This window comes from Rhodoferax sp. (genome assembly GCF_028714215.1).
Taxonomy (GTDB): Bacteria; Pseudomonadota; Gammaproteobacteria; order Burkholderiales; family Burkholderiaceae_C; genus Rhodoferax.
Genome location: NZ_JAQTMS010000007.1, coordinates 14,018 through 35,790 on the forward strand (window position 1 = coordinate 14,018; position 21,773 = coordinate 35,790).

A 21,773-nucleotide genomic window follows, 5' to 3' on the forward strand; every position below is an offset into this window, starting at 1 on the left:
TGGTATATATCTCAGTATATGCCTTGCACCGGAATGCGTCAATGCGGTTTACGCCATGCGGTCTACGCCGATGCCGCCACCACAGTGATCTCGATCAGCAGATCGGGGGACGCCAGATCGGCCTGCACGGTGGTGCGTGCCGGGGCGGCGCCGGCTGGCATCCAGGCTTCCCAGATCGTGTTCATGGCAGCAAAGTCCTGCATCCGTTTCAGGTAGATGGTGGCTGACAGAAGGCGGCTGCGCGCGCTGCCGGCCTCGGCCAGCAAGGCGTCGATGCGGGCCAGTACTTCGCCGGTCTGGCTTTCGATATCGGGCAGCGTCTTGCCGCTGGAAGTCTGTCCGCACAGAAAGACCAGTCCGCCGTGGCGCACGATCTTGCTCATGCGGGCGTTAGTGTGATGGCGCTGGATGTCTTGGCTCATGGAGTGCTCTGTCCTGTGGTTCTGCTTCGGGGATGGATGACGCGAGGGCGGCCAGGGAGGCCAGCGGAATGGGTTTGAGCGGCGCGCGAATGCGGTAAGCACCAATTTCCGCGGGTGTCTTGCCCAGCTCTTTGGCCAGTATCTGGGTCACCGCCAGGCCGCACATGCGACCCTGGCAGGGGCCCATGCCGCAGCGGCTGAAAAACTTGGTCTGACTAGGCCCCTGGCAACCCAGCCGGGCCATCTCGCGGATGCGCCCGGCCGTGACTTCCTCGCAGCGGCAGACCACCGTGTCGTCGGCTGGCGTGTTGATCCACTCGGGCGGCCGGTACAGCGCATCGAGAAAAGGCCGGACCCGAAGTTGCTGGCGCAAGGCCTGGCGCAGCGGCGTCGCGCGCTGCTCGCGTTCGGTGCTGGACAGGCGTTGCAGCGCGTGCGCCGCGCCCAAGGCCGCCAGGGCGCCGCTGGCTTCGGCCGCCAGCGCACCGCCAATGGCGGCGCCGTCACCGGCGACGCGCAAGCCGGCCAGCGAGGTCTGGCCCCAGTTGTCGACGCGCGGCTGCCACGCCAGTTGCGCATCGCTCCAATCGTGTGCCACGCGCAACAGGCGCGTCAACTGCGTGTTGGGCACGACCCCGTGGTGCAGCAGCACGATGGAGGCGTCCAGCCGCTGCGTGCGCCCATCCACGGTGAAGCGCAGGGCCTCGGCCTGTTGCTGCCCTTCGACCGCGAGCCCGGAGGCGCCGGTGAACCAGGGGACGCCGGCCGAGCGCAGGCGCCGTAGCATGCGCCAGCCTTTGAACAAAGTGGCCGGCGCCCCCAGCGCCGCTGGCAGATGCGGCAATGCGGCCCGGCGGTTGGCGCCGGGCGCGGTCTCGACGATGCCGGCCAGCGTGACCCCGGCATCGAGCAACTGGCAGGCAACCAGCAGCAACAGCGGGCCGGCGCCCGCCAGCACCACTGAGCCCGTTGGCACCGAGCCGGCACTCTTGAGGGCGATCTGCGCCGCGCCGGCGTTCATGACCCCTGGCAGCGTCCAGCCGGGGAGGGGCGAGGGCCGCTCCATGGCACCGGTGGCGGCTATCAGTTGCGGCGCATGGAGCTGGAATGACTGGCCGTCTTGCAGCGCGGTCACGGTCAGGTCGGGTGCCACATCCCACACCAGGGCAGCGTAACGGAGCTCGACGCCGGATGTCGCCAGCCGCTGGGCCAGCGAGCGGCCGTGCGTGTAGTCCGGCCCCAGCAAGCTTGCCACCTTGGGGTCAACGGCCGTGATGTTGCGGTAAATCTGGCCGCCCACCCTGGGTTGCTCGTCCAGCAGTACGGTTTTGAGGCCCAGCGCCGCAGCGGTCAGCGCCGCCGAGATGCCGGCCGGGCCGGCGCCCAGGATCACCAGGTCGTGCGTCATGCCCGGTCCCCCGCCCGCCGCGCGCCGGTGGGCAGGCGCACCTGCATGCCGTCGCGCACCTCGGTCATGCAGGACTGCACGTTCTGCTGGCCATCGACTTCGACCAGACAATCGAAGCAGACGCCCATCAGGCACATCGGTGCCCTGGGTTGACCGGAAACGGCGGTCTGGCGAAAGCGCAGCACGCCTGCGTTCAGCAGCGCGATCGCCAGCGTGTCGCCGGCACGTGCGCTGATGGGCCTGCCCTCCAGGTGCAGCGTGACTGTGGCTCGCGCGTTGCTGGGTTCTATCGGTCTAAACATGAAAACGCTCCGCCTTGAAGCCGCTGATGTCGGCCGGCTCAGGTCCGCCCCGGATCCAGTCCGCCAGCGCTCCCGCGTGCTGGCTGGCCAGTGTGACACCGCTGTGGCAGGTGACGACGAAAGCACCCGGGCAAGCCGCCGACGCCTGGTAAATGGGAAAACCGTCGGGGCTCATCACGCGCAAGGCGCCCCAGCTGCGCACTACGTTGACGCCCTTGAGCAGCGGGAAGCAGCGCGTGGCGCGCTCGGCGATGCGCGAGAGCTGGGCCAGCGTGGTGCCGTCGTCGAAACCGACATCCTCTTTGGAGTCGCCGATCTGTACCACGCCTTCGCCGGTTTGCCGCACCTGCATGGTGGGGTGGCGCAAAAAGGGCCGGACACGCTCGGTGACCATGACCTGGCCCCGGTTCGGATGCACCGGCGCTTTGAGTCCTACCAGCGGTGCCAGTTTGCGGTTGCCGAGTCCGGCCGCCAGCACCAGTTTAGGGGCCACGTGGTCGACGCTGCCGGTGCGCACGTGAAACTCGCCGCCACGCTGCTCGATGGCATCGACATGCACGCCGGGTAGCAGCTCACCGCCCATGTTCTGGAAACTCTGGACCAGCGCGCGCAGCAGCCGCAGCGGGTTGACGTGGCCGTCCAGCGGGCAGAAGACGGCGCCCGTGACTGCGGGGCCGACGTGCGGCGACAGCTCGCGGATTTGCGCCAGGTCGAGCACCTGGTACGGGTAGTTGCCGCCCAACTGCTGGCGGATGGATTCCAGCGCAGCGGCGCGCTGTCTGAGTTCGGCGTCGTCCAGGCACAGGGTCAGGCCGCCAATCTGGGACAGATCGACGTCGATGCCGCTGCGCTCTGCCAGATCCTGCGCAAGAGCCGGCCAACGCTGGGCAGCGGCCATCGTCCAGCGGGCATAGGCTGGCCGGTCCAGACCCTTGCCCTGGACCCAGACCAGGCCGAAGTTGCCGCGTGCCGCGCGAAAGGCGTCGTCGCCTTCGTCGAGCAGGCGCACGCGCTCGCCGGCGCGCGCCAGACCGTAGGCGACGGACATGCCGACGACGCCGCCGCCAATCACCAGGGTGTCGATTTCGTTGTGTTGCTTCATGCTTTGCCCGACAGGATGCGGTCCAGTCCGTAATAGCGGTCCAGTGCGATCATCAGCACCAGCGTCAGCACGATCATGGCGCTGGAGATGGAGGCCAGCAGCGGGTCTATGGTGTTGGCGATGTGGTTGTACATTTTGACGGGCAGGGTCTGGGTACCGGCGGAAGCTACAAAGATCGACATGGTCAACTCGTCGAAGCTGTTGATGAAGGCGATCAGCCAGCCGCCCGCCACGCCCGGCACGATCAGTGGCAGCTCGATGCGGCGAAAGACAGTCCAGTTGGATGCGCCCAGCGACTGCGCGGCTTGCGCAATGCTGCGGTCGAAACCGGTCGCCGCCGCCACCACCAGACGCAGCACGTAGGGCAGCACGATCACGGTGTGCGCCGCCGTCAGACCCCACAGACTGCCGGAACCGCCAATCTGGGTCAGAAAGCGCAGCAAGGCGATGCCCAGCACCACATGCGGCACCATCAGCGGCGACAGCAGCAGGCCCAGCAAGGCGTCGCGGCCGGCAAAGCGGTGCCAGGCGATGGCCATGCCGGCCGGCACCGCCATCAGGGTCGCCAGCGTGGCGGCGGTGGCGCCCAGCCCCAGGCTGCGCCAGAACGCCGCGATGAAATCGCCCGCCTCGAAGATCGCGCGGTACCAGCGCAGCGAGGCGCCGTCGAAGGGCATCGCGATGTAGCCCTTGGCGGTGAACGACACCAGCACCACCATGGCCAGCGGCGCCAGCATGAAGATGCCGAACAGCCAGTGAAACAGTAGCAGCGAGCGCGGTGTAGTGTTCATTGGAACACCTGCTTCCAGCGCCGTTCGACCAGCCGATTGACCCCCAGGGAGACCGTCAGCACGATCAGCACCAGCACCACCGCCAGCGCGGCGCCCAGCGGCCAATTGAGATTGCCCAGAAACTCATCGTAGATGGTGGTCGGCACCACCTTCAGCCGCCGGCCGCCGATGATGGCGGGCGTGGCGAAAGCGCTGGCCGCCAGCGCGAACACGATCAGGCCGCCCGACAGCACGCCCGGTATCACCTGCGGAAAGACAATGCGCCGCAGCACCGTGGGCAGGCCGGCGCCCAGCGACTGCGCCGCCTGTTCGGTGGCCGGATCGAGTTTTTGCAAGGAGGTCCAGACCGCCAGCACCATGAAGGGCACCAGCACATGCACCATGGCAATCACCACGCCGGTGAAGGTGAACATCAGCTTCAGCGGTTCGCTCACCAGCCCGCTGGCCAGCAGCAGGTTGTTGATGACGCCCTCGCTGCCCAGCAGTATGGCCCAGCCCAGGGTGCGGATGACGACCGAAATCAGCAGCGGTCCCAGCACGATCACCACCGACACGGCACGCCAGCGCTCGGACAGGCGTGTCAGCACATAGGCTTCGGGCACGCCGATGACGATGCACAGGCCGGTCACCAGGAACGCCATGCCGAAGGTGCGCGCGAAGATGGCGTGAAAATAATCGTCGCGAAAAATCTCCGCGTAGTTGGTGCCCGTCAGTTGCTCACCGACGCCACCGCCCGGAACAAAGGGATAGAGGCTGAGCGACAGCGTCAGCACCAGCGGCAGCGCCACAAAGGCCAGCGTCATCAGCATGCCCGGTGTGGCCAGCCAATAGGGCAGCAGATTGCGTTGCGCCTTCACCGCGCAGCTCCGGCCGGGATCACGCGGGCGTGCTGGCCCGACCAGTTGAGGCCCACCTCGTCGCCTTCGCCGGCCTGCGGCAGGCCGCTGTTGGCGTGGGTGATCTGCATCGTCCCGAGCGCCGTGTCGACCTGGAACAGCCAGTGGTTGCCCAGGAACACGCGGGCACTGATACGCCCGCGCAACAATGCCAGTCCGTGCGTGAGTTCGACCTTTTCCGGGCGCACGATGTAGTCGACCGCGCCCGTCGCCGCGCTATCGGCGCAGGGCAACGGGTGGCCCATGACTTCGACCCTGCCAGCGGCGGCGAGCCCCTGGAACACATTGGCCTTGCCCAGGAAGGTGGACGAGAAGCGACCGTTGGGCTGCTCGTACATGTCGAAGGGGCGGCCGACCTGCTCGATGCGGCCCTGGTTCATCAGCACCACGCGGTCGGCCAGCGTCATGGCCTCGGCCTGGTCGTGCGTCACCATGATGGTGGTGATGCCGACCCGGTGCTGTAGCGCGCGCAGCTCGATCTGCATCTCCTCGCGCAGCTTGGCGTCGAGCGCGCCCATGGGTTCATCCAGCAGCAGCACCGGCGGCTGGATCACCAGGGCGCGCGCCATCGCCACCCGCTGGCGCTGACCGCCGGAGAGCTCGCGCGGGTAGCGCTGGGCCAGCGACTCCAGATGCACCAGCTCCAGCGTCTCGCCGACGCGCCGGCGCCGCTCAGTCGCCGGCACGCCGCGCATCTCAAGACCGAACGCGACGTTGTCGACCACGCTCATGTGCGGAAACAGGGCGTAGCTCTGGAACACGATGCCCAGGCCGCGCTTGTCGGGCTTGACGTCGGTGATGTCGCGGCCGTCGAGCAGAATGCGCCCCGCGCTGGGCGGCACGAAGCCGGCCACCATCTGCAAGGTGGTGGTCTTGCCGCAGCCCGAGGGACCCAGCAGGCAGACGAACTCGCCCTTGGCAACCGACAGGCTGCATTCGCTCACGGCGGTGAAGTCGCCAAAGTGCCTGGACAGGTTTTGCAGTTCGAGAAAGCTCATCGCGTGTTCCGGGGCAGGGGGGTGGTCGGCTCAGCGCTCGACCGCGCGGTTCCAGCGGTTGGTCCACTCGGCGCGCTTGGCGTTGATGATGTCATAGTTGGGCGCGATCAAGGTGTTGACCTTGTCGGGGCCAAAGACGACCTTCTTGGCCACCTCGGGCGCCAGCTTGGTGGTCTTGTTGACCGGGCCGAAACCGACCACCTGGGCCAGCAGCGCCTGTGTCTCGGCCGACACCACATGCTGCAGGAACTGCTGCCCCAGCTTGGCTTGCGGCGCCCCTTCAACCACACAACCGGCCACCATGAGGGCCACCGCGCCCTCCTTGGGGTAGACAAACTCGACCGGTGCCCCCTGGTCCACCACGGCCTGCACCCGGCCATTGCCCCAGACCACCAGTGCCGCCTCGCCGGTCTGCAGCATCTGCGCCATCTTGCCCGGCGACGGTTCCCACACCAGCACGTTGGGCGCGACCTTTTTGATCATGACGTCGAAGCCGGGCTCCATGTTGGCTTCGCCGCCGCCGTTCAGGCGCGCCATCATCATCAGCGTCAGCAGCCCATAGCCGTTGGTGATCGGTGGGATCACGACCTTCTGCTTGTATTTCGAATCCGTCAGGTCCTGCCACGAGGTTGGTGCTTTCCAGCCGTGCTTGGCGAACTGCTCCTTGTTGTAGGCCAGGCCGGTGGCGATGAAGCCTATGCCCACCGACTTGTCACCCACCATGCGGGCCGTCGGGTACAACTCCTTGATGGCACCTGCCTCCTCGACCTTGGCGCACAGGCCTTGTCCGACGGCCTGGTACATGGGGCCGTCGTCGATCAGCGCGACCGAGATTTCCTGCCTGCCTTTTTGCGCCTGCAGCTTGGCCAGGATGTCGGTGGAATTGCCCGGCACATAGACCACCTTGGCGCCGGTCCTGGCCTCGAAGGCAGGAATGATTTTTTCCTTGAACAGTTGCTCGTTGGAGCCGCCCGCGCCGCCGACGTAGAGGGTTTCCGCCGCCTGGGCGCTCAGGCACGTCGCCAGTGCGACGCAGCTCATCAGGGCGATCCGGCGTCGGGTTGCCCGAAGGGGGGTCAACCCTCGCGAGGGACGACAAGGACCGGCAGTGCCGGGCGTGGGGGCCAGATAGTTGCGCATAAAGGTCTCCGGTTGGTTCAAGTTTTAGGAAAAGGGCGCTGCCCCAGTGCGAAAAGAATCTGGGACGCTGCCAGTTTAGGCGTCGCCACAACGCTTGAAAAGGTAAACATTGACGGTTGTATATGCCAAAATGTTATCTATGAAACCGGTTCTTAATTTGCGCCAGATCGAGGCCTTCCGCTCCGTCATGCTGACCGGCAGCGTGGTCGGCGCGGCGCGCCTGATGAGTGTCACGCAACCCGGTGTCAGCCGGACCATAGGCTTGATGGAGTTGCGCATCGGCTACGCCCTGTTCGAGCGTCGCGGCAGGCGTCTGGTGCCGACGCCCGAGGCGGAGGCGCTGTACCGCGAGATCGAGCAGCTCTATGGCAGCATCGAGCGCATCTCGCAGGTGGCGCAGGACATCCGCTTCCAGCGTGCCGGAGCCTTGCGCGTGGCCACCCTGCCGGCGCTGGCCCAGTGGCTGGTGCCGCGTGCCATTGCGCGCTTTCTGGCCACGCGCCCCAACGTGACGGTGTTTGTGCAGAGTCTGCCGTCGCGCCAGATCGCGGAACTGGTGTCGACCCGGCAGTTCGACGTCGGCGTCGTCGAGCTGCCCCTGTCGCGACCGGCGATCGAGATCGAACCGCTGGAGCCGGTGGCGTCGATGGCGGTGTTGCCGGCCGGTCACCGTCTGGCATCGAAAAAGCTGATCTCTCTGAAAGACCTGGATGGCGAACGCATGGTGATGCTGTCGCAGCACAGCTTTCTGCGCTATCAGATGGACGAGGCCTTCTCCAAGCTGGGGGTCGCCCCCAACGTGGTGCTGGAAACCCCCAGCTCATCGATCGCCTGCGCGCTGGTGGCGGCCGGCGCCGGGGTTACGCTGGTATCAAGATTGACCGCCGCGCCTTTTGCCGGGCCGGATCTGGTGGTGCGCCCGGTGAAGGAGGCGATTGCCTCGCGCCAGGCACTCATCTTTGCGCAGGTCGGCACCCGACCCCTGCTGGCGGATGCGTTTGCCAAGGATTTGCGGGAGGAGATTCGGCTGTCGGACCTGGGTTGAAGTGGTGGCCGATTGGGCCTGCAACGCGCTGGCGGTTGAGGGAGAGAGGACTCAATGGCCCACAGTCGTAGTCGTGAGGTTGAGCACCACCACCCCGGCAACGATCAGCGCGATGCCGATCAGCGCCCCGGTACTGAGTGTTTGATGGTAGATCAGCCAGCCAACCAGGGAGACCAGCGCCACGCCGACCCCCGACCAGATGGCATAGGCGACGCCCAGCGGAATGGTGCACAGGGTCAGCGAGAGAAAATAGAAGGCCGAGGCATAGCCCACCACGACCAGCAGCGAGGGACCCCAACGGGTGAACCCTTCGGCCGCCTTGAGGGCCGAAGTGGCGGCGACTTCCGACAGGATGGCAATCGCCAGGTAGAGCCAGTTCATGGTTTCACTCTCCTCATGTGCTCGCGGCCGGATTTGACTACTCGCCTTGCAGGATTTCTCCAAGCGCGGCAACCAGCTGGCGGCATTCCTCCGCGGTTCCGATCGAGATGCGAAGGAACTCGGCAATTCTCGGTTTGGCAAAGTGCCGGACCAGAATGCTCCGTTGCCGCAACTGCTGCTGCAGCTCCCGGGCCGCGCGCAAGGGGTGGCGGACGAACAGGAAGTTGGCCTTCGATGGCAGCACCTGGAAACCCAGTGCCTGGAGCCGGGTCGCCAGCCAGTCGCGACTTTCCATCACCTGGCGGCGCGTCGTTTCGAAGTGCCGGGTGTCGCGCAGCGCCGCTTCGGCCCCGGCCAGGGCAAGCCGGTCCAGCGGGTAGGAGTTGAAGCAGCCCTTCACCAGATTGAGGGCTTCGATCAGGCCGGGATCGCCGAGCGCAAAACCGACCCGCAGGCCGGCCAGGGAGCGCGACTTGGAGAGGGTTTGAATCACCAGCAGGTTCGGGTAGTCCTGCACCAGCGGGGCGGCGCTCTCGGCTCCGAAATCGACGTAGGCCTCATCGATCACAACAACAGAATCCGGGTTTTGCGCCAGCAGCGAGCGCAGTGGCGCCAGACCCAGGGCCATGCCGGTGGGCGCGTTCGGGTTGGGCAGAACGATGCCGCCGTTGGGCCGCGCATAGTCGGCGATGTCGACCTGAAATGCCGCGTCGAGCGGCACGGTCTCGAACTCGATCCCGTACAGGCCGCAGTAGACCGGATAGAAGCTGTAGCTGACATCCGGGAACAGGATCGGCCGCGGGTGTTTGAGCAAGCCCAGAAAGGCATGCGCCAGCACTTCGTCGGAACCGTTGCCGAGGAAGACGTTGGCGGGGCGCAGGCCCAGCAGGTCGGCAATGGTCTGCTTGAGCGCCTTGCCGTCGGGGTCCGGATAGAGTCTGAGGTCGGCGTTGATGGCACCGCGCAGCGCGCTCAGGACGATGGGCGACGGCGGATAGGGGTTTTCATTGGTGTTGAGCTTGATCAGCTTGGCCATAGCCGGCTGCTCGCCGGGGCTGTAGGGCTCAAGACCGCGGATGCAGTCGCTCCAGAGTGGGTTCATGGGTTGGGGCTGGTTTGGTGGAAATGTCCGTCGCTTCAATCAACAAGCTCCGCGCTCAACTCGGCAAGACGGGACAGGGTGTTGAAGTTCCTGGTGGTTGCGGCAACCTTGAGCTTGCGTTCGAAAAAATTGTTGGTGAAGCGCGAGTCGCTGTGTTGGGTGGCATAGCGGGTGTAGATCGCGTCGTCCAGCACCTTGACCTGGTCCGGCGCAAAGTTGATCGCCTGCAATTCTTCAAGGAGATGCGGCGCCGGCCGCGCTGCCAGCAAGGAGAAATACAGTCGTGTTGAATCCGTCTGCGGGAACGGATTGCGCCGCAAGGTGCGCTGTATCTGATGGGGGGTTCGGGCGATGACCGTGATGTCGGCGCCAATGCTTTGCTGGATCACCTCGTGGACCAGACCAGCGACCCCGGAGCCGTCCAGCTGGGACCGGGCAATGACGTTCCCGCTCTGAATGTAGGTCCGGACGTCCATCAGTCCAGCCTGCGCCAGCGCCACGCGCAACTCCGCCATGGGGACTCTGTTTCTTCCGCTGGGTGTGACGCCCCGCAGCAGGATGACGTGGGTTTTCATGGTGTCGGGGTGGTTTCTTGCCGCTCCACTTCGCGGCTACTCGAACCTACATTCAAGTGGGCCGCGGCGCTGTGACATCTTCAATACCCAGACGTTGAAGCAGACCCGGCAAGTTGGGATAGTCAGCAGGGAAGTGGATGGTGAGATTTCGAATACGCCAACCGGAGGGTGACTGCTCTGCCGCAACGGCATACCTGACGTTGATGCCAAGCTTGCTGGGTCCCTCATAGACTCTCTGGACAGTGCGTATGACTTGGCGTGTATCGGATAGGGGGACACGTCTGGCAATCTCCGCCACGAAGGTGGTGCCGTTTGGCTGTGAGCCGAGTTGGCGCATGGCGGCGAGATTGCCAACCTCCTGCTGAAGCACATTGAGCTTATGCGCAATCGAAGAGACTGCTTCGGACTGGGTGGAAAGCTCCGGGTAGAAACTCCCGGCGGCTTTGTTGAATTGCCCACCTTGCAGCGCGGCAGCGAATTCGGAGAGGGTGGCGTCCGGCGTGTCGGCTGCGATCGCGTGAAACGGGGTTGCAGAAACAACGAACACGGCGGCGAGCAGGATTGAGCGGCGGTGCATGTTAGTGACAGGAAAAGCTTGGTGCCAAACCTACTTGGCGCACTCCGGGAACGCCGCCTTGACGCCAGGCCTTATGACGCACTGCTTGAAATTGGCGGGCAGGCCGCTGACCTTTTTCGACTGGCCCACCGGCAGCGTGAATTGTTGCAGGAAGGCGTGGGTACACACCAGCGTCGGTCGGCCATTCTTGACGGCGGACTCCTCGCAGTTTGACGAGTACAAGACGAAGGTGCATGCCTGCGTGGAGGTGCCGTCGCAACGAAACTGGGATTCGGTTGTCGTTGGCACAGGCGGCGGGCTGGGCTGGGCCAGGAGTACGCTGCTGGCAGTGGCCAACAGCAGTGCCACCGAGACGGGCCGGAGTATGGATGGGAGTTTCATATTGAGCGTTGGCGCATGGGCGAGGAATGTTTATGGAATCTGACTCAAATGAAACACTGGTCAGGGCACGATTAGAAACTTCAGTGTGGCCGCTCGGGACTGATTCAGGGACCCGGAATTCATGCTGCAAGAACGGCACCAAGCGGCGCGACAGGTTCTCGTCCAGCAGCAGCTTCATTGCGCTTTCAGGGAATAGACTTGATGTTCCCGGTCGGCCGCATAGGCCAACACCGACTGTATGTCTTCCCGTGTCAGCTCGGGGAAGTCGTCCTGAATTTCCTGTTGGGTCATCCCGCTCGACAACATGGAGAGAACGTCGTAAACCGTGATGCGCAGCCCACGTATGCACGGCCTGCCGCCGCGTTTGCCGGGCTCCAACGTGATTCTGTTCATTTCATACTCCAAATGGACCTGCGTGAGCGGCTAATTGTGCCTCAGTTGCCGTTCGTTGTTCGATCAGAAATATCTAGTTGTCAGGCAGGGCCAAGGTGGCTTGTCATGGTTGTTGGCATCTGGACCTGATTTTCATTGAATTCGTCGTAGTGTCGAAACATGATTTCTGCGCCATGTAAGCCGCTGGCAATCGACAAAGCACGGCGAAATGTCCCAGGATTCAGGAGATGGTGTCTATCTTGCGGTGCGATCGTCATGTCGATTTTCGACAGCTTATCAATGGCCGCGTAATGCATTGAAATATTGACGATTTATGGTGGCAGCACGTTTTTAGCAAGGCACCAAGCACTTGAAAAACAGCTGTTTACATAAGACGGAATCGTAGGCGATCAGTGAGAAGAAAGTCCCATGCCGTACAACATGAGTACGACACTGGAAGCCGGGAGCAATCAGCTATGAGCACACAGACGACTTTGAGACCCAATTCGGCGGATTGGTGGCGTCAGGCGCTGCCGTCTCACAGTTGCCTGTGTCTTTTTGGTGCCAAATGAGGCCGTTATCAGTGGCCTTGACCCAATCAACCTCCACATAGGAGGTGAACAATCGATCGTTATTGATGTTGATCTTGATCGGGGAGAGGTCATCGGCTGTCACCAATTCTGCGGTCCAAAAATGGCCGCTGATTGGGCTCACTCGATCATAAAAAACGACTACCGTCGCTTGACCGTTGGCAGTGACCCTCATGGTTACATATCTCCCCGTGTCTTTGAAACACGACTGGCTCGGAAAGACGCAGGTCGCCGGAACTAGCTGATGGGTACCAGCGACCTCAATCGCCGATGGATAGAGGCAAACATTGAGCCCGGGTATCCGGACCGCTGGTGCCTCACACTGTGGCCGGGGCAGGGTGATCGTGAACGTAAGGTCTACTTGCGTTGTGACTGTTATTCCAGCATTGTCGGTTGTCACGACCGGGCCTTTAACCGTACAGACATCGCCAACGACCACGGCGCCAAACGTCGGATCCAGCGTAAGGGTCGATGTCTTTTCGGTACTGCTGCTCCCCTGCCCAAACATGACCACTCTGCCAGAGCATAGAAACACAAGCCCGCTTCCTGTGCTTTGGGCAGAGAAGTTTGTTCCGAATTCAAATGTCGGCCTGACATTCTCCGCCACGTTGGTTGCCCCGGATGCCGGGGTCACTGACAGGAGCGTCGCTGTCGGTGGTCCGACTGGAGTCACTGATGGCCCGCTGTTTCCGCCTCCTCCACCGCAGCCGGGCAACACCAACAACGCAAGAGCGACCACAAAGGCGATCAGAAATAGCGCAGACTTGGTCTTCATGATGACCCTTTCAAAAAGTTTCAAAGAACGAACCAAAATCACAAAAACTCTTCTTCATCTCAGGCTAAGAAACCTACTCACCACCAGCATTACATGAGACGGGATCGTAGACGGCGCAGCAAAATGAATACCAGAATGAATCACTGAATGCGTTGAACAAGCCACCCCAGCTCCTGCCTTACCGACTCTTTGTCGGACTGCCGAGGGTCAAGCATAGAAAGAGTTGCTATTGTTTGGCTTGTCCCAAGAGTAGACTTGGAATAGAGGAACAAAATTGAAATCCAAAAAGTTGGTCCATTCTCTGCAACAAGGTTGCAGTTGGCGACAACCGTGTCGATCTTGCCCAGCTTCTTCGGGAAAGAATCCTCCTCGTCACAATAGAGTTTGCCCGCCTTCATTTTGTTGAAAGCCAGTATTTTGTTTCCGATGTCCCGTGAGGCGTCAACTTTTTTGTAGTCCACTGACTTCCAACCGACAAAAATATGTATTCTGGAATCGTGAATAGTCCCGTCACACACGGTTTTTCCTGCAGGCGGCGAATCATCAAAAGTCGCTGGCAGGTTTTTCTCTTCGCATGAGAAAACTCCCAACAGCTTCTCTTCCTGCGTGAGACCAAGGCTATACCCAAGAGCGCTAGTGAGACCTGCAACTTTCTCTAAGTTGTGGTCTTGTGCTTGAACCACGCCCCCAGCGAAAAGTGAAAAAAGGATGAAGTACGTGACCAAACGAACGAGACTCATACGATGTCCCTCCACGGTTACGGTTGTAAAGTTTACTTAAGACAGAATCGCAGACGCAGAGGCAACACTCTACTCGGAGACTACGGCAACTGGAACAAACGAGGTGCCCCCGGTGTCGCTGTACAAAGACATGAAGACTTGGTCTCCAATTTTGTAGAAGAGAAAGTTGAAATCGGCCCATCTACCAGTTTTGAAGCTAATGCGATTTTCTATTGTTTCCCATGAACCCGTAGTAGGCCCTTTGTTGTTTTTGCCTTCGAGTTTCCCGCCTTCCTTCAGGATGAGGTAGACATACCCGAACTCCTGGAACCGGTTATGGCGGTACTTCAGAGTCTTCCCCGAAAGGGCTCGCATTTCCTCCGCCGTGAGGCATTGGAAAATATCCCCACAGGAAATTTCGGTCAGGTTCCGCCATCGTGGCTTTTCTTGGGCCTCCGCGGAGGCCAATAAACTCATGCAACCAATCATGGTAATGATGAAAGTTTTGAATGCATTCATGGACATCTCCTCTGCGCACAGCGCATGTTTACATAAGGCAGGCGAATTCTATGAACGAGTTATGCGCTGAACCATTAACCCTTACTCACCCCAACCGCGCCCGATGCCCGGCAATCTGTGCGCGCACCTGCTTCGGCGCCGTGCCGCCCAGAACGTCGCGCGCATTGAGCGAGCCGCGCAGACTCAGCACTTCGTAGACATCCTTCTCGATCTTCGGGTTGAACTGCTGCAATACCGCCAGCGGCAATTCGGACAAGTCGACCTGGTGCGTGACGGCGGCTTTGACGGCGTGCGCCACGGTCTCGTGGGCATCGCGGAACGGCAGGCCTTTCTTCACCAGATAGTCGGCCAGATCGGTGGCGGTGGCGTAGCCTTTGAGGGCGGCGCGCTCCATGGCTTCGGGTTTGACGCTGATGCCGCCTTCCTTTGCGCCGGAGGCCGGGTTGAGCTGGCCGCCCACCATTTCGGCAAAGATGCGCAGCGTGTCCTTGAGCGTGTCGACGCTATCGAACAGCGGCTCCTTGTCTTCCTGGTTGTCCTTGTTGTAGGCCAGCGGCTGGCCTTTCATCAAGGTGATCAGGCCCATCAGGTGGCCTACCACGCGGCCGGTTTTGCCGCGCGCCAGTTCCGGCACGTCGGGGTTCTTCTTCTGCGGCATGATGGAACTGCCGGTGGTGAAGCGGTCGGCAATCTGGATGAAGCCGAAGTTCTGGCTCATCCACAAAACCAGCTCTTCGCTGAAGCGGCTGATGTGCACCATGCACAGGCTGGCGGCGGCTGTGAATTCGATGGCGAAGTCGCGGTCGCTGACGGCGTCCAGCGAGTTCTGGCAGACCTGGGGCTGGCCTTGCGCATCGACCATGCCCAGTGTTCTGGCGACCCGTTCGCGGTCCAGCGGGTAGCTGGTGCCTGCCAGGGCGGCAGCACCCAGTGGCAGACGGTTGGTGCGGCTGCGCACCTCGCCCATGCGCTGGGCGTCGCGGCTGAACATTTCGACATAGGCCAGCAAGTGGTGGCCGAAGCTCACCGGTTGCGCCACCTGCAAATGGGTGAAGCCCGGCAGAATCACTTCGACGTTTTTCTCGGCCACTGTCAGCAACGCTTTTTGCAGCTCGATCAGCAGGCCGACGATCAAATCGATTTCGCCGCGCAGCCACAGCCGCACGTCGGTGGCGACCTGATCGTTGCGGCTGCGTCCGGTGTGCAAGCGCTTGCCGGCATCACCCACCAGTTGCGTCAGACGCGCCTCGATGTTGAGGTGTACGTCTTCCAGGTCCAGCTTCCATTCAAAGGCGCCGGATTCGATCTCGGCCGTGATGTTGGCCATGCCGCGCTGAATCGCGCTGTAGTCTTCCGTCGTGATGATTTCTTGGCTGCTGAGCATTTCCGCATGGGCCAGTGAGCCGGCAATGTCGGCCTGCCACAGTCGCTTGTCGAAAAAGACGCTGGCGGTGTAGCGCTTGACCAGATCGCTCATGGGTTCCGAGAACAGGGCGGACCAGGCAGTGGACTTTTTGTCGAATTGGTTGTGTGACATGGGTGCGGGCCCTGGCTTGCGAAGGCCGGGCTGTCAGGTGGGTTTGGGGTTGTGGCAGCAGATCATCAATAATCAGGCTTGTGGCGCGCATGCACCCCATTATTGAATGAAAGACTCACGAATTTTATCGACCTTCCAGGATTTGTTGCCCGCGCCTTCTGAAGCGGCGCCGGCACGGGTGTTGGTGTTTGACGCCTGCCACGTCGGCGTGGCGCTCCGGGCGGTGCTGTTCGTGGAACTGGTGGTGGGGCTGGGCGCCATGTTTGGCGCGGCCTCGTTCCTTGACTGGGTGAGCCGTGTCTCGGTGCTGACCGGTGGCGCCCTGCCGGCCACCCTGGTGTGGCTGATTGCGGCTTGCGCTCTGAAGAACGCGCTGGCCCGACTGGGCGCAACGGCGCAGCAGGTGGCGGGGGTCGCTCTGGGTGCCCTGGCCGGCCTGTATGGTTGCGGCGTCTTGTTCTGGGTCGGCTGGCTGGAGCCGGCGCCCTGGCTGGCCTGTGCCTTGAGTGGTGCCCTGTTGGCGGCGCTGCTGGTGGCAGCCCTGGTGCTGCGGGCGCGCGGCAAGACGCCGGCCGACACGGCGGCCCGTTTGATTGAATTGCAGTCGCGCATCCGCCCGCATTTCCTGTTCAACACCCTCAACAGTGCCATCGCCCTGGTGCGTGCCGAGCCGGCCAAGGCCGAGGCGTTGCTGGAAGACCTGAGCGATCTGTTTCGTCATGCGCTGATGGAGCAGGGCGATTCCGTCACGCTGGCCGACGAAATTGCCCTGGCGCAGCGCTACCTGGCGATCGAGCAGGTGCGTTTCGGTGATCGCATCCAGGTCGAGTGGGTGCTGGACCCGCAGGCCTCGGAGGCCAGATTGCCGCCTCTGCTGCTGCAGCCGCTGGTGGAAAACGCGGTCAAGCATGGCGTCGAACCCAGCGCCAGCGGGGCCCAGATCAGGATCTCGACGCAGCGCCGCGGCTCCCGCGTCGTCATCAAGGTCGCCAACACGGTACCGGCCGGCCAGGGTGAGTTCGGTAGCCGGGTGGCGCTGGACAATGTGCGCGATCGGCTGCGCCTGCTGCACGATGTGCAGTGCCAGTTTCAGAGCGTTCTGAAGGACGGTATTTTTCTGGTCCGGATCGAGTTGCCGGCGTGACAAAAAGAAAGACTCTCCCATGCGCCTGAAAGTCTTGCTGGTGGACGACGAACTGCTGGCGCGCTCGCGTCTGCGCACCCTGCTGGCCGATTGCAGCGCACCGGCCGCCAGCGTCGAGGCCGAAGCCGGCAACGCGACACAGGCCATCGAGTGGCTGCAACGGCAGCAGTTTGACGTGGCGTTGATCGACATCCACATGCCCGGCGCCGATGGTCTGACCCTGGCCCGGACCCTGCGCACCTTGCCCAAGCCGCCGGCCATTGTTTTTGTGACGGCCCATGCCGAACACGCGGTGCAGGCCTTCGAGCTGGAAGCGCTGGACTACCTGACCAAGCCGGTGCGGCTGGAACGCTTGCAGCAGGCGCTGCGAAAAGTGGCGCGGCTGATCCCTTCAGCCCCCGCTCGTGAGCCTGCCTTGCCGGAGGAAGTGGTGATCATTCAGGAGCGCGGCCGGACCGAGCGTGTGCCGCTGTCGGAGGTCTTGTACCTGAAGGCGGAACTCAAATACATCACCGTGCGCACGCAGGCCAGGAGCTACCTGCTGGAGGCCTCCCTGAGTGAGTTCGAGGCCAAGTACCCGACCCGTTTCCTGCGCATTCACCGCAACGCCCTGGTGGCCAGGCATGCCGTGCGCGCCCTGGAAAAACACGATGACGCGCAAGAAGGCGAGGGCTGGGCGGTGCGGCTGGCCGGTATCGATGAGTTGCTGTTGGTGTCGCGCCGGCAATTGACGGCGGTGCGCGAACTGGTGGCGGGATGAAAGCAGCAACAAGACTGAAAGTCCGAGGTGGCTATCGGTCTCGATTGAAGAATAGGAATACATCATGACCAGGTCATTCAAAGTCTTCTGTCTCATCGCCAGTATTTTCTTGGTAGCGTTCATAGCCGGCTGCGGTGGTGGCGGCAACAGCGTTCCTTCAGCCGCTCCGTCTGACGACAGCGGCGGCATGATTGGCGACGTCGGACCTCCGCCGGCAACCGTTTCTGCCCCCGTCCACTGCGACGGCTTGATGCTCTCGGGCTCGGCACGTTGGTGCAAGCAGGACGACGGCACCGTCAAGGATATGACGACGGGTACGGTGTGGCTGAGGGATGCGGGCTGCGCGGGCTGGAGAGTCTATTCGGACGCTGTCACCTGGACTACAGGTCTGGCAAGTGGGGTTTGTGGGCTGACCGATGCGTCCAAAGCCGGGGATTGGGCGATACCGGACGCATCTGGACTGCTTGCGCTGACACAAGGCGCCGAACCGGTCTCCGAACACCTTGCGATAACACAACCTGCCCCTGGCAGTGGGCCGCAAGCGTTCAATAACGTCGATCCGATCGGTGAGTATTGGACAAGCACCGCTAGCAAAAACCTTCCGGGGTGGCAAGGAGCGGTAGTCTTCGGTGACTATTTGTCAGGTTTTGGGAAATACCCGTATTTTGCGCCCGCTATTAATTCTCTCAACGTCCTTCCCTATCGCCGATACACCGACAACCGGTCGACAACGCTCGACGCTGGGCAGGGCTACGCGCTAGCGGCTTCGACGGCTTCGATCGCGGTTCCTGGCACCAGCAATGGGTTCACGCGCCGATTCGTCAATCAAATTCAGTGGACCTACGGCTTCAACGCTTCCTATGTCGTCTTGTGGGACTGGGACGAAAATAGCATCTACCGAACCTACCGAATCTGGTATTTCGTCGCGGACAACACCGGTTACTTCCGCATCCGCACTCAGCCGTGGACCGGAGGTGCTTGGGATTACTGGCGCTATCTGGCGGTTGAGAATGCTTCCACTTCGGCGGGTGCCCACGTTGTCGCGTGGCCTGACCCGGGCGGAGACAATCACCTGTGGTTCCTCCATCTCAACGCCGACAATACCTGGTGGTTCCAGAACAAGCACAGCGGCATGTGTCTGCAGTGGCAAAGCAATGCGAACAACCAATCACTGGAACAGCGGCCGTGCGCGGCGGGAAGTCCGAATCAGAGCTTCATCGCGTTTCCTCGGCAGTAGATGAGCGATCGAGTGTTGTTGACGTTCAGGAACGGTGGCTGGAGCGCGAGCCAATAAAGCCTGGTTAACCCGTATTGCGCAGCCCGGCCGCAATGCCGTTGATCGAGATGTGAATGCCGCGCTGAATGCGCTCGTCGGTCTGCCCGGCGCGGTAGCGGCGCACCAGCTCCACTTGCAGGTGGTGCAGCGGATCGATGTAGGGAAAGCGGTGCCGGATGGAGCGTTGCAAGGCCGCGTTGTGGACCAGCCGCTGCTTGTCGCCGGTGATTGTGCCCAGGGCGTGGGCCGTGCGGTGCCACTCGGCTTCGATGGCGCTGAAGATTCTTTTGCGCAGGCGCGCGTCGGCCACCAGTTCGCTGTAGCGTGAAGCCAGCGCCAGGTCGCTCTTGGCCATCACCATGTCCATGTTGGAGAGCAGTGTCTTGAAGAAGGGCCACTGCCGGTACATCTCTTGCAGCAAGGCCAGCGGGGCTTTGCCAGTGGGTCTGTCCTGGCGTTGCAGGAACAGTTCCACGGCCGAGCCAAAACCGTACCAGCCGGGCAGCGTCAGGCGGCATTGACCCCAGCTGAAGCCCCAGGGAATGGCGCGCAAGTCCTCGATTTTTTGACTGGCCTTGCGCGAGGCCGGGCGGGAGCCGATGTTGAGTTGGGCAATCTCCCGGATCGGGGTCGAGTCGAAAAAGTACGGGGTGAAGCCGGGGGTTTCGTAGACCAGCTTGCGGTAGGCCGCCATGCTGCTCTGCGAGAGTTCGGCGGCGGCTTGCAGGAACGGCTGGGTTGCCGATTTGGTGGGTTGCAACAGGGTCGCCTCCAGCGTTGCGGCGACCAGAGTTTCGAGATTGCGCCGGCCGATCTCTGGATTGGCGTATTTGGAGCCGATGACCTCGCCCTGTTCGGTCAGGCGAATCTGCCCGCGCACGGTGCCCGGCGGCTGCGCCAGGATGGCCTGGTAGCTGGGACCGCCGCCGCGCCCGACAGTGCCGCCCCGGCCATGAAACATTCGCAGACGAAGAGTGGCCCCCACGCTTGCCAGCTCATCAAACAGTTCGACCAGGGCAATTTCGGCGCGGTAGAGTTCCCAGTTGCTGGTGAAGATACCGCCGTCCTTGTTGCTGTCGGAGTAGCCCAGCATGATGTCCTGCTCGCAGTACTGGTCGGGGCGGCCGCGTTGTAGCAGCGCCAGGATGCCCGGCAGGGCGTAGAACTCGCGCATGATGGGCGCCGCGTTGCGCAGGTCTTCGATGGTTTCGAACAGCGGCACCACGATCAGGTCGCATGTGGCCTGCGCGTCCAGTGTTCCCTGCATCAAGCCGACTTCCTTTTGCAGCAGCAGCACTTCCAGCAAGTCGCTTACCGTTTCGGTGTGGCTGATGATGTAGTGGCGGATGGCCTGCGTGCCAAAGCGCTGGCGCATCAGCTTGGCGGTTTCGAAAATGGCCAGTTCGCTCTGCGTGTTGGCCGAATAGACCGCGCCCACCACGCGCAAGGGCCGGGCATCGCTCAGCAAGCCCATCAGCAAGCGGCGTTTGGCCATCTCGTCCAGCTGGGCATAGGCTCTCTCCAGGCGTGCCTGGGACAGCAGTTCGGCGACGACGGCTTCATGCTGGTCCGAGCTTTGTCGCAGATCGACCGTCGCCAGGTGAAAGCCGAAGACCTCCAGCGAGCGAATCAGGGGATGCAGGCGCTGCGCCACCAGGGCGGCGCCATGGTGGGTCAGCAGCGAGGCTTCGATGGTGCGCAGGTCGGCCAGGAACTCCTGCGCTGTGAGGTAGGCGTTTTGCGGCGCCACCGCATGGCGTGCCGCCTCGCCCCCGGTCAGGTCTTTCAGGCTGGCGGCCAGCCGGGCATAGACGCCCACCAGGGCGCGCCGGTAGGGCTCGTCCATGCGGTGCTGGTTGCTGTCGGGCGACTTGTCGGCCAGCGCCTGCATCTCCGGCAGGCAGTCCACCAGCAACGCCGACAGCGACAGTTCGCCGCCCAGGTAATGCACTTCGGTCAGGTAGTGGCGCAGCGCCACCTCGGCCTGGCGGCGCAGCGCGTGGGCCAGCGTCTGCGCGTTCACGTTGGGGTTGCCGTCGCGGTCGCCGCCAATCCACTGGCCCATGCGCAGGAAGCTGTGCACCTGGCAGTGGCCCAGTTCGCGTTCCAGCTCGGCATAAATCTTGGGGATCTCACGCAGGAAAGTCGATTCGTAATAGCTCAGCGCATTCTCGATCTCGTCGGCCACCGTCAGTTTGGAAAAGCGCAGCAGCCGGGTTTGCCAGAGTTGAAAGACGCGGGCCCGCATCTGTTCCTCGTTGGCGCTGAGTTCGCGCGGCGTCAGGGCATCTTTTTTGGCGTTGACGCCGGCCGCCCTGATCTTGATGTCGTCGCGGCTCGCCAGCAGTTGGGCAATGTCGCGCTCGGCGTCCAGAATGCTTTTGCGCTGCACTTCGGTCGGGTGCGCGGTGAGCACCGGAGAGACAAAGCTGACGGCCAGGGTGGCGGCAATGGTGTGCGATGTAATGCCGACCTTGCGCAAGCGGGTCAGGGCCATCTCGATGCTGCCCTCCTGGGTGTCGCCGGCGTGCTCATGGACGGCGCGGCGGCGGATGTGATGCCGGTCTTCCGCCAGATTGGCCAGGTGGCTGAAATAGGTGAAGGCCCGAATCACGCTGACGGTTTGATTGCCGGTCAGGCTTTTCAGCAGCTTCTTCAGCGCCTGGTTGGCTTCGTGATCGGCGTTGCGGCGAAAGGCCACCGACAGGCGGCGGATCTGCTCGATCAGCTCGAAGGCTGCCTGGCCTTCCTGCTCGCGGATCACATCGCCCAGAATGCGGCCCAGCAGGCGGATGTCTTCCACCAGCGGGAGTTCGTTTTTCTGGTCGCGTTTGACCGACTCGGACTTCTGTGTTTTTGCCATGGTGTTTTGCAGAGGCCTGCTGAAGAATTCTGTGTCGGCCATGCTAGCATCTCGCGTTCACCCCGGATTACCAACCAGTTACAACCCAGAGTACCAGC

The 21,773-nt window shown here is 62.6% G+C and carries 24 protein-coding genes; 4 read left to right on the top strand and 20 right to left on the bottom strand.

Annotated elements, in window-relative coordinates; genetic code table 11:
- Positions 1–62 precede the first annotated feature (62 nt).
- Genes PHS32_RS04835 through PHS32_RS04870 form a run of 8 tightly spaced genes read right to left on the bottom strand, consistent with a single transcriptional unit; the run spans position 63 to position 6,960 of the window.
- The gene (locus tag PHS32_RS04835; protein ID WP_301077724.1) at positions 63–422 is read right to left on the bottom strand and encodes a RidA family protein; all 360 of its coding nucleotides are present in this window, start codon (positions 420–422) and stop codon (positions 63–65) included.
- Positions 391–1,830 (bottom strand): NAD(P)/FAD-dependent oxidoreductase, encoded by a 1,440-nt coding sequence (locus tag PHS32_RS04840; protein WP_301077725.1) that lies wholly within the window; start codon positions 1,828–1,830, stop codon positions 391–393. The genes PHS32_RS04835 and PHS32_RS04840 overlap by 32 nt, the downstream gene beginning before the upstream one ends.
- A complete protein-coding gene (locus PHS32_RS04845; protein ID WP_301077726.1) occupies positions 1,827–2,132 on the bottom strand; it encodes a (2Fe-2S)-binding protein in 306 nt (101 codons plus the stop codon). The genes PHS32_RS04840 and PHS32_RS04845 overlap by 4 nt, the downstream gene beginning before the upstream one ends.
- Complete coding sequence (locus tag PHS32_RS04850) at positions 2,125–3,234, bottom strand: FAD-dependent oxidoreductase (RefSeq protein ID WP_301077727.1); 1,110 nt, start codon at positions 3,232–3,234, stop codon at positions 2,125–2,127. Before PHS32_RS04850 ends, PHS32_RS04845 begins: the two co-directional genes overlap by 8 nt.
- A complete protein-coding gene (locus PHS32_RS04855) occupies positions 3,231–4,025 on the bottom strand; it encodes an ABC transporter permease (protein ID WP_301077728.1) in 795 nt (264 codons plus the stop codon). Before PHS32_RS04855 ends, PHS32_RS04850 begins: the two co-directional genes overlap by 4 nt.
- Positions 4,022–4,882 carry an ABC transporter permease gene (locus PHS32_RS04860; RefSeq protein ID WP_301077729.1) on the bottom strand — a complete coding sequence of 287 codons (861 nt, stop codon included), beginning with the start codon at positions 4,880–4,882 and terminating at the stop codon, positions 4,022–4,024. The genes PHS32_RS04855 and PHS32_RS04860 overlap by 4 nt, the downstream gene beginning before the upstream one ends.
- On the bottom strand, positions 4,879–5,919 hold the full coding sequence (locus tag PHS32_RS04865; RefSeq protein WP_301077730.1) for an ABC transporter ATP-binding protein: 1,041 nt from the start codon (positions 5,917–5,919) through the stop codon (positions 4,879–4,881). Before PHS32_RS04865 ends, PHS32_RS04860 begins: the two co-directional genes overlap by 4 nt.
- A gap of 30 nt (positions 5,920–5,949) precedes the next feature.
- Complete coding sequence (locus tag PHS32_RS04870) at positions 5,950–6,960, bottom strand: ABC transporter substrate-binding protein (protein WP_301077732.1); 1,011 nt, start codon at positions 6,958–6,960, stop codon at positions 5,950–5,952.
- A 238-nt stretch (positions 6,961–7,198) separates the two neighbouring features.
- On the opposite strand from PHS32_RS04870, the gene PHS32_RS04875 reads away from it, so the two are divergent.
- Complete coding sequence (locus PHS32_RS04875; RefSeq protein WP_301077733.1) at positions 7,199–8,104, top strand: LysR substrate-binding domain-containing protein; 906 nt, start codon at positions 7,199–7,201, stop codon at positions 8,102–8,104.
- 51 nt (positions 8,105–8,155) lie between these two features.
- Here the strand turns inward: PHS32_RS04875 and PHS32_RS04880 are convergent, their stop codons facing one another.
- The 11 genes from PHS32_RS04880 to argH all read right to left on the bottom strand — a co-directional run bounded on the left by PHS32_RS04880 (position 8,156) and on the right by argH (position 15,632).
- Positions 8,156–8,485 carry a multidrug efflux SMR transporter gene (locus tag PHS32_RS04880; protein WP_301077734.1) on the bottom strand — a complete coding sequence of 110 codons (330 nt, stop codon included), beginning with the start codon at positions 8,483–8,485 and terminating at the stop codon, positions 8,156–8,158.
- Between the two features lie 37 nt (positions 8,486–8,522).
- Positions 8,523–9,587, bottom strand: coding sequence for a histidinol-phosphate transaminase (gene hisC / locus PHS32_RS04885; RefSeq protein WP_301077736.1), 1,065 nt, complete (start codon positions 9,585–9,587; stop codon positions 8,523–8,525).
- Positions 9,588–9,622: 35 nt separating this feature from the next.
- Positions 9,623–10,162, bottom strand: a complete 540-nt coding sequence (locus tag PHS32_RS04890; RefSeq protein ID WP_301077737.1) for a DUF1697 domain-containing protein — start codon at positions 10,160–10,162, stop codon at positions 9,623–9,625.
- Between the two features lie 52 nt (positions 10,163–10,214).
- Positions 10,215–10,739 carry a hypothetical protein gene (locus PHS32_RS04895; protein WP_301077738.1) on the bottom strand — a complete coding sequence of 175 codons (525 nt, stop codon included), beginning with the start codon at positions 10,737–10,739 and terminating at the stop codon, positions 10,215–10,217.
- 30 nt (positions 10,740–10,769) lie between these two features.
- Positions 10,770–11,120: a hypothetical protein gene (locus tag PHS32_RS04900; protein ID WP_301077739.1), complete on the bottom strand. Its 351-nt coding sequence runs from the start codon at positions 11,118–11,120 to the stop codon at positions 10,770–10,772.
- Between the two features lie 174 nt (positions 11,121–11,294).
- Positions 11,295–11,513 (bottom strand): DUF433 domain-containing protein, encoded by a 219-nt coding sequence (locus tag PHS32_RS04905; RefSeq protein WP_301077740.1) that lies wholly within the window; start codon positions 11,511–11,513, stop codon positions 11,295–11,297.
- Positions 11,514–11,593: 80 nt separating this feature from the next.
- Positions 11,594–11,809, bottom strand: a complete 216-nt coding sequence (locus tag PHS32_RS04910) for a hypothetical protein (RefSeq protein WP_301077741.1) — start codon at positions 11,807–11,809, stop codon at positions 11,594–11,596.
- Between the two features lie 157 nt (positions 11,810–11,966).
- Entirely contained in the window at positions 11,967–12,899 is a 933-nt protein-coding gene (locus PHS32_RS04915) for a hypothetical protein (protein ID WP_301077742.1), read from the bottom strand.
- 98 nt (positions 12,900–12,997) lie between these two features.
- The gene (locus tag PHS32_RS04920) at positions 12,998–13,597 is read right to left on the bottom strand and encodes a hypothetical protein (protein WP_301077743.1); all 600 of its coding nucleotides are present in this window, start codon (positions 13,595–13,597) and stop codon (positions 12,998–13,000) included.
- A gap of 69 nt (positions 13,598–13,666) precedes the next feature.
- Positions 13,667–14,095, bottom strand: coding sequence for a hypothetical protein (locus tag PHS32_RS04925; RefSeq protein ID WP_301077744.1), 429 nt, complete (start codon positions 14,093–14,095; stop codon positions 13,667–13,669).
- Positions 14,096–14,180: 85 nt separating this feature from the next.
- Entirely contained in the window at positions 14,181–15,632 is a 1,452-nt protein-coding gene (gene argH / locus PHS32_RS04930; RefSeq protein WP_301077745.1) for an argininosuccinate lyase, read from the bottom strand.
- 106 nt (positions 15,633–15,738) lie between these two features.
- Between argH and PHS32_RS04935 the strand changes: the two genes are divergently transcribed.
- From PHS32_RS04935 to PHS32_RS04945, 3 genes are all read left to right on the top strand, one after another.
- Entirely contained in the window at positions 15,739–16,776 is a 1,038-nt protein-coding gene (locus PHS32_RS04935) for a histidine kinase (protein WP_301077746.1), read from the top strand.
- Positions 16,777–16,795: 19 nt separating this feature from the next.
- Positions 16,796–17,536, top strand: a complete 741-nt coding sequence (locus PHS32_RS04940; protein ID WP_301077747.1) for a LytTR family DNA-binding domain-containing protein — start codon at positions 16,796–16,798, stop codon at positions 17,534–17,536.
- A 64-nt stretch (positions 17,537–17,600) separates the two neighbouring features.
- Positions 17,601–18,773 (top strand): RICIN domain-containing protein, encoded by a 1,173-nt coding sequence (locus tag PHS32_RS04945; protein WP_301077748.1) that lies wholly within the window; start codon positions 17,601–17,603, stop codon positions 18,771–18,773.
- Positions 18,774–18,837: 64 nt separating this feature from the next.
- On the opposite strand, the gene ppc is transcribed toward PHS32_RS04945, so the two are convergent.
- Positions 18,838–21,675, bottom strand: coding sequence for a phosphoenolpyruvate carboxylase (ppc, locus tag PHS32_RS04950; protein WP_301077749.1), 2,838 nt, complete (start codon positions 21,673–21,675; stop codon positions 18,838–18,840).
- Positions 21,676–21,773 lie beyond the last annotated feature (98 nt).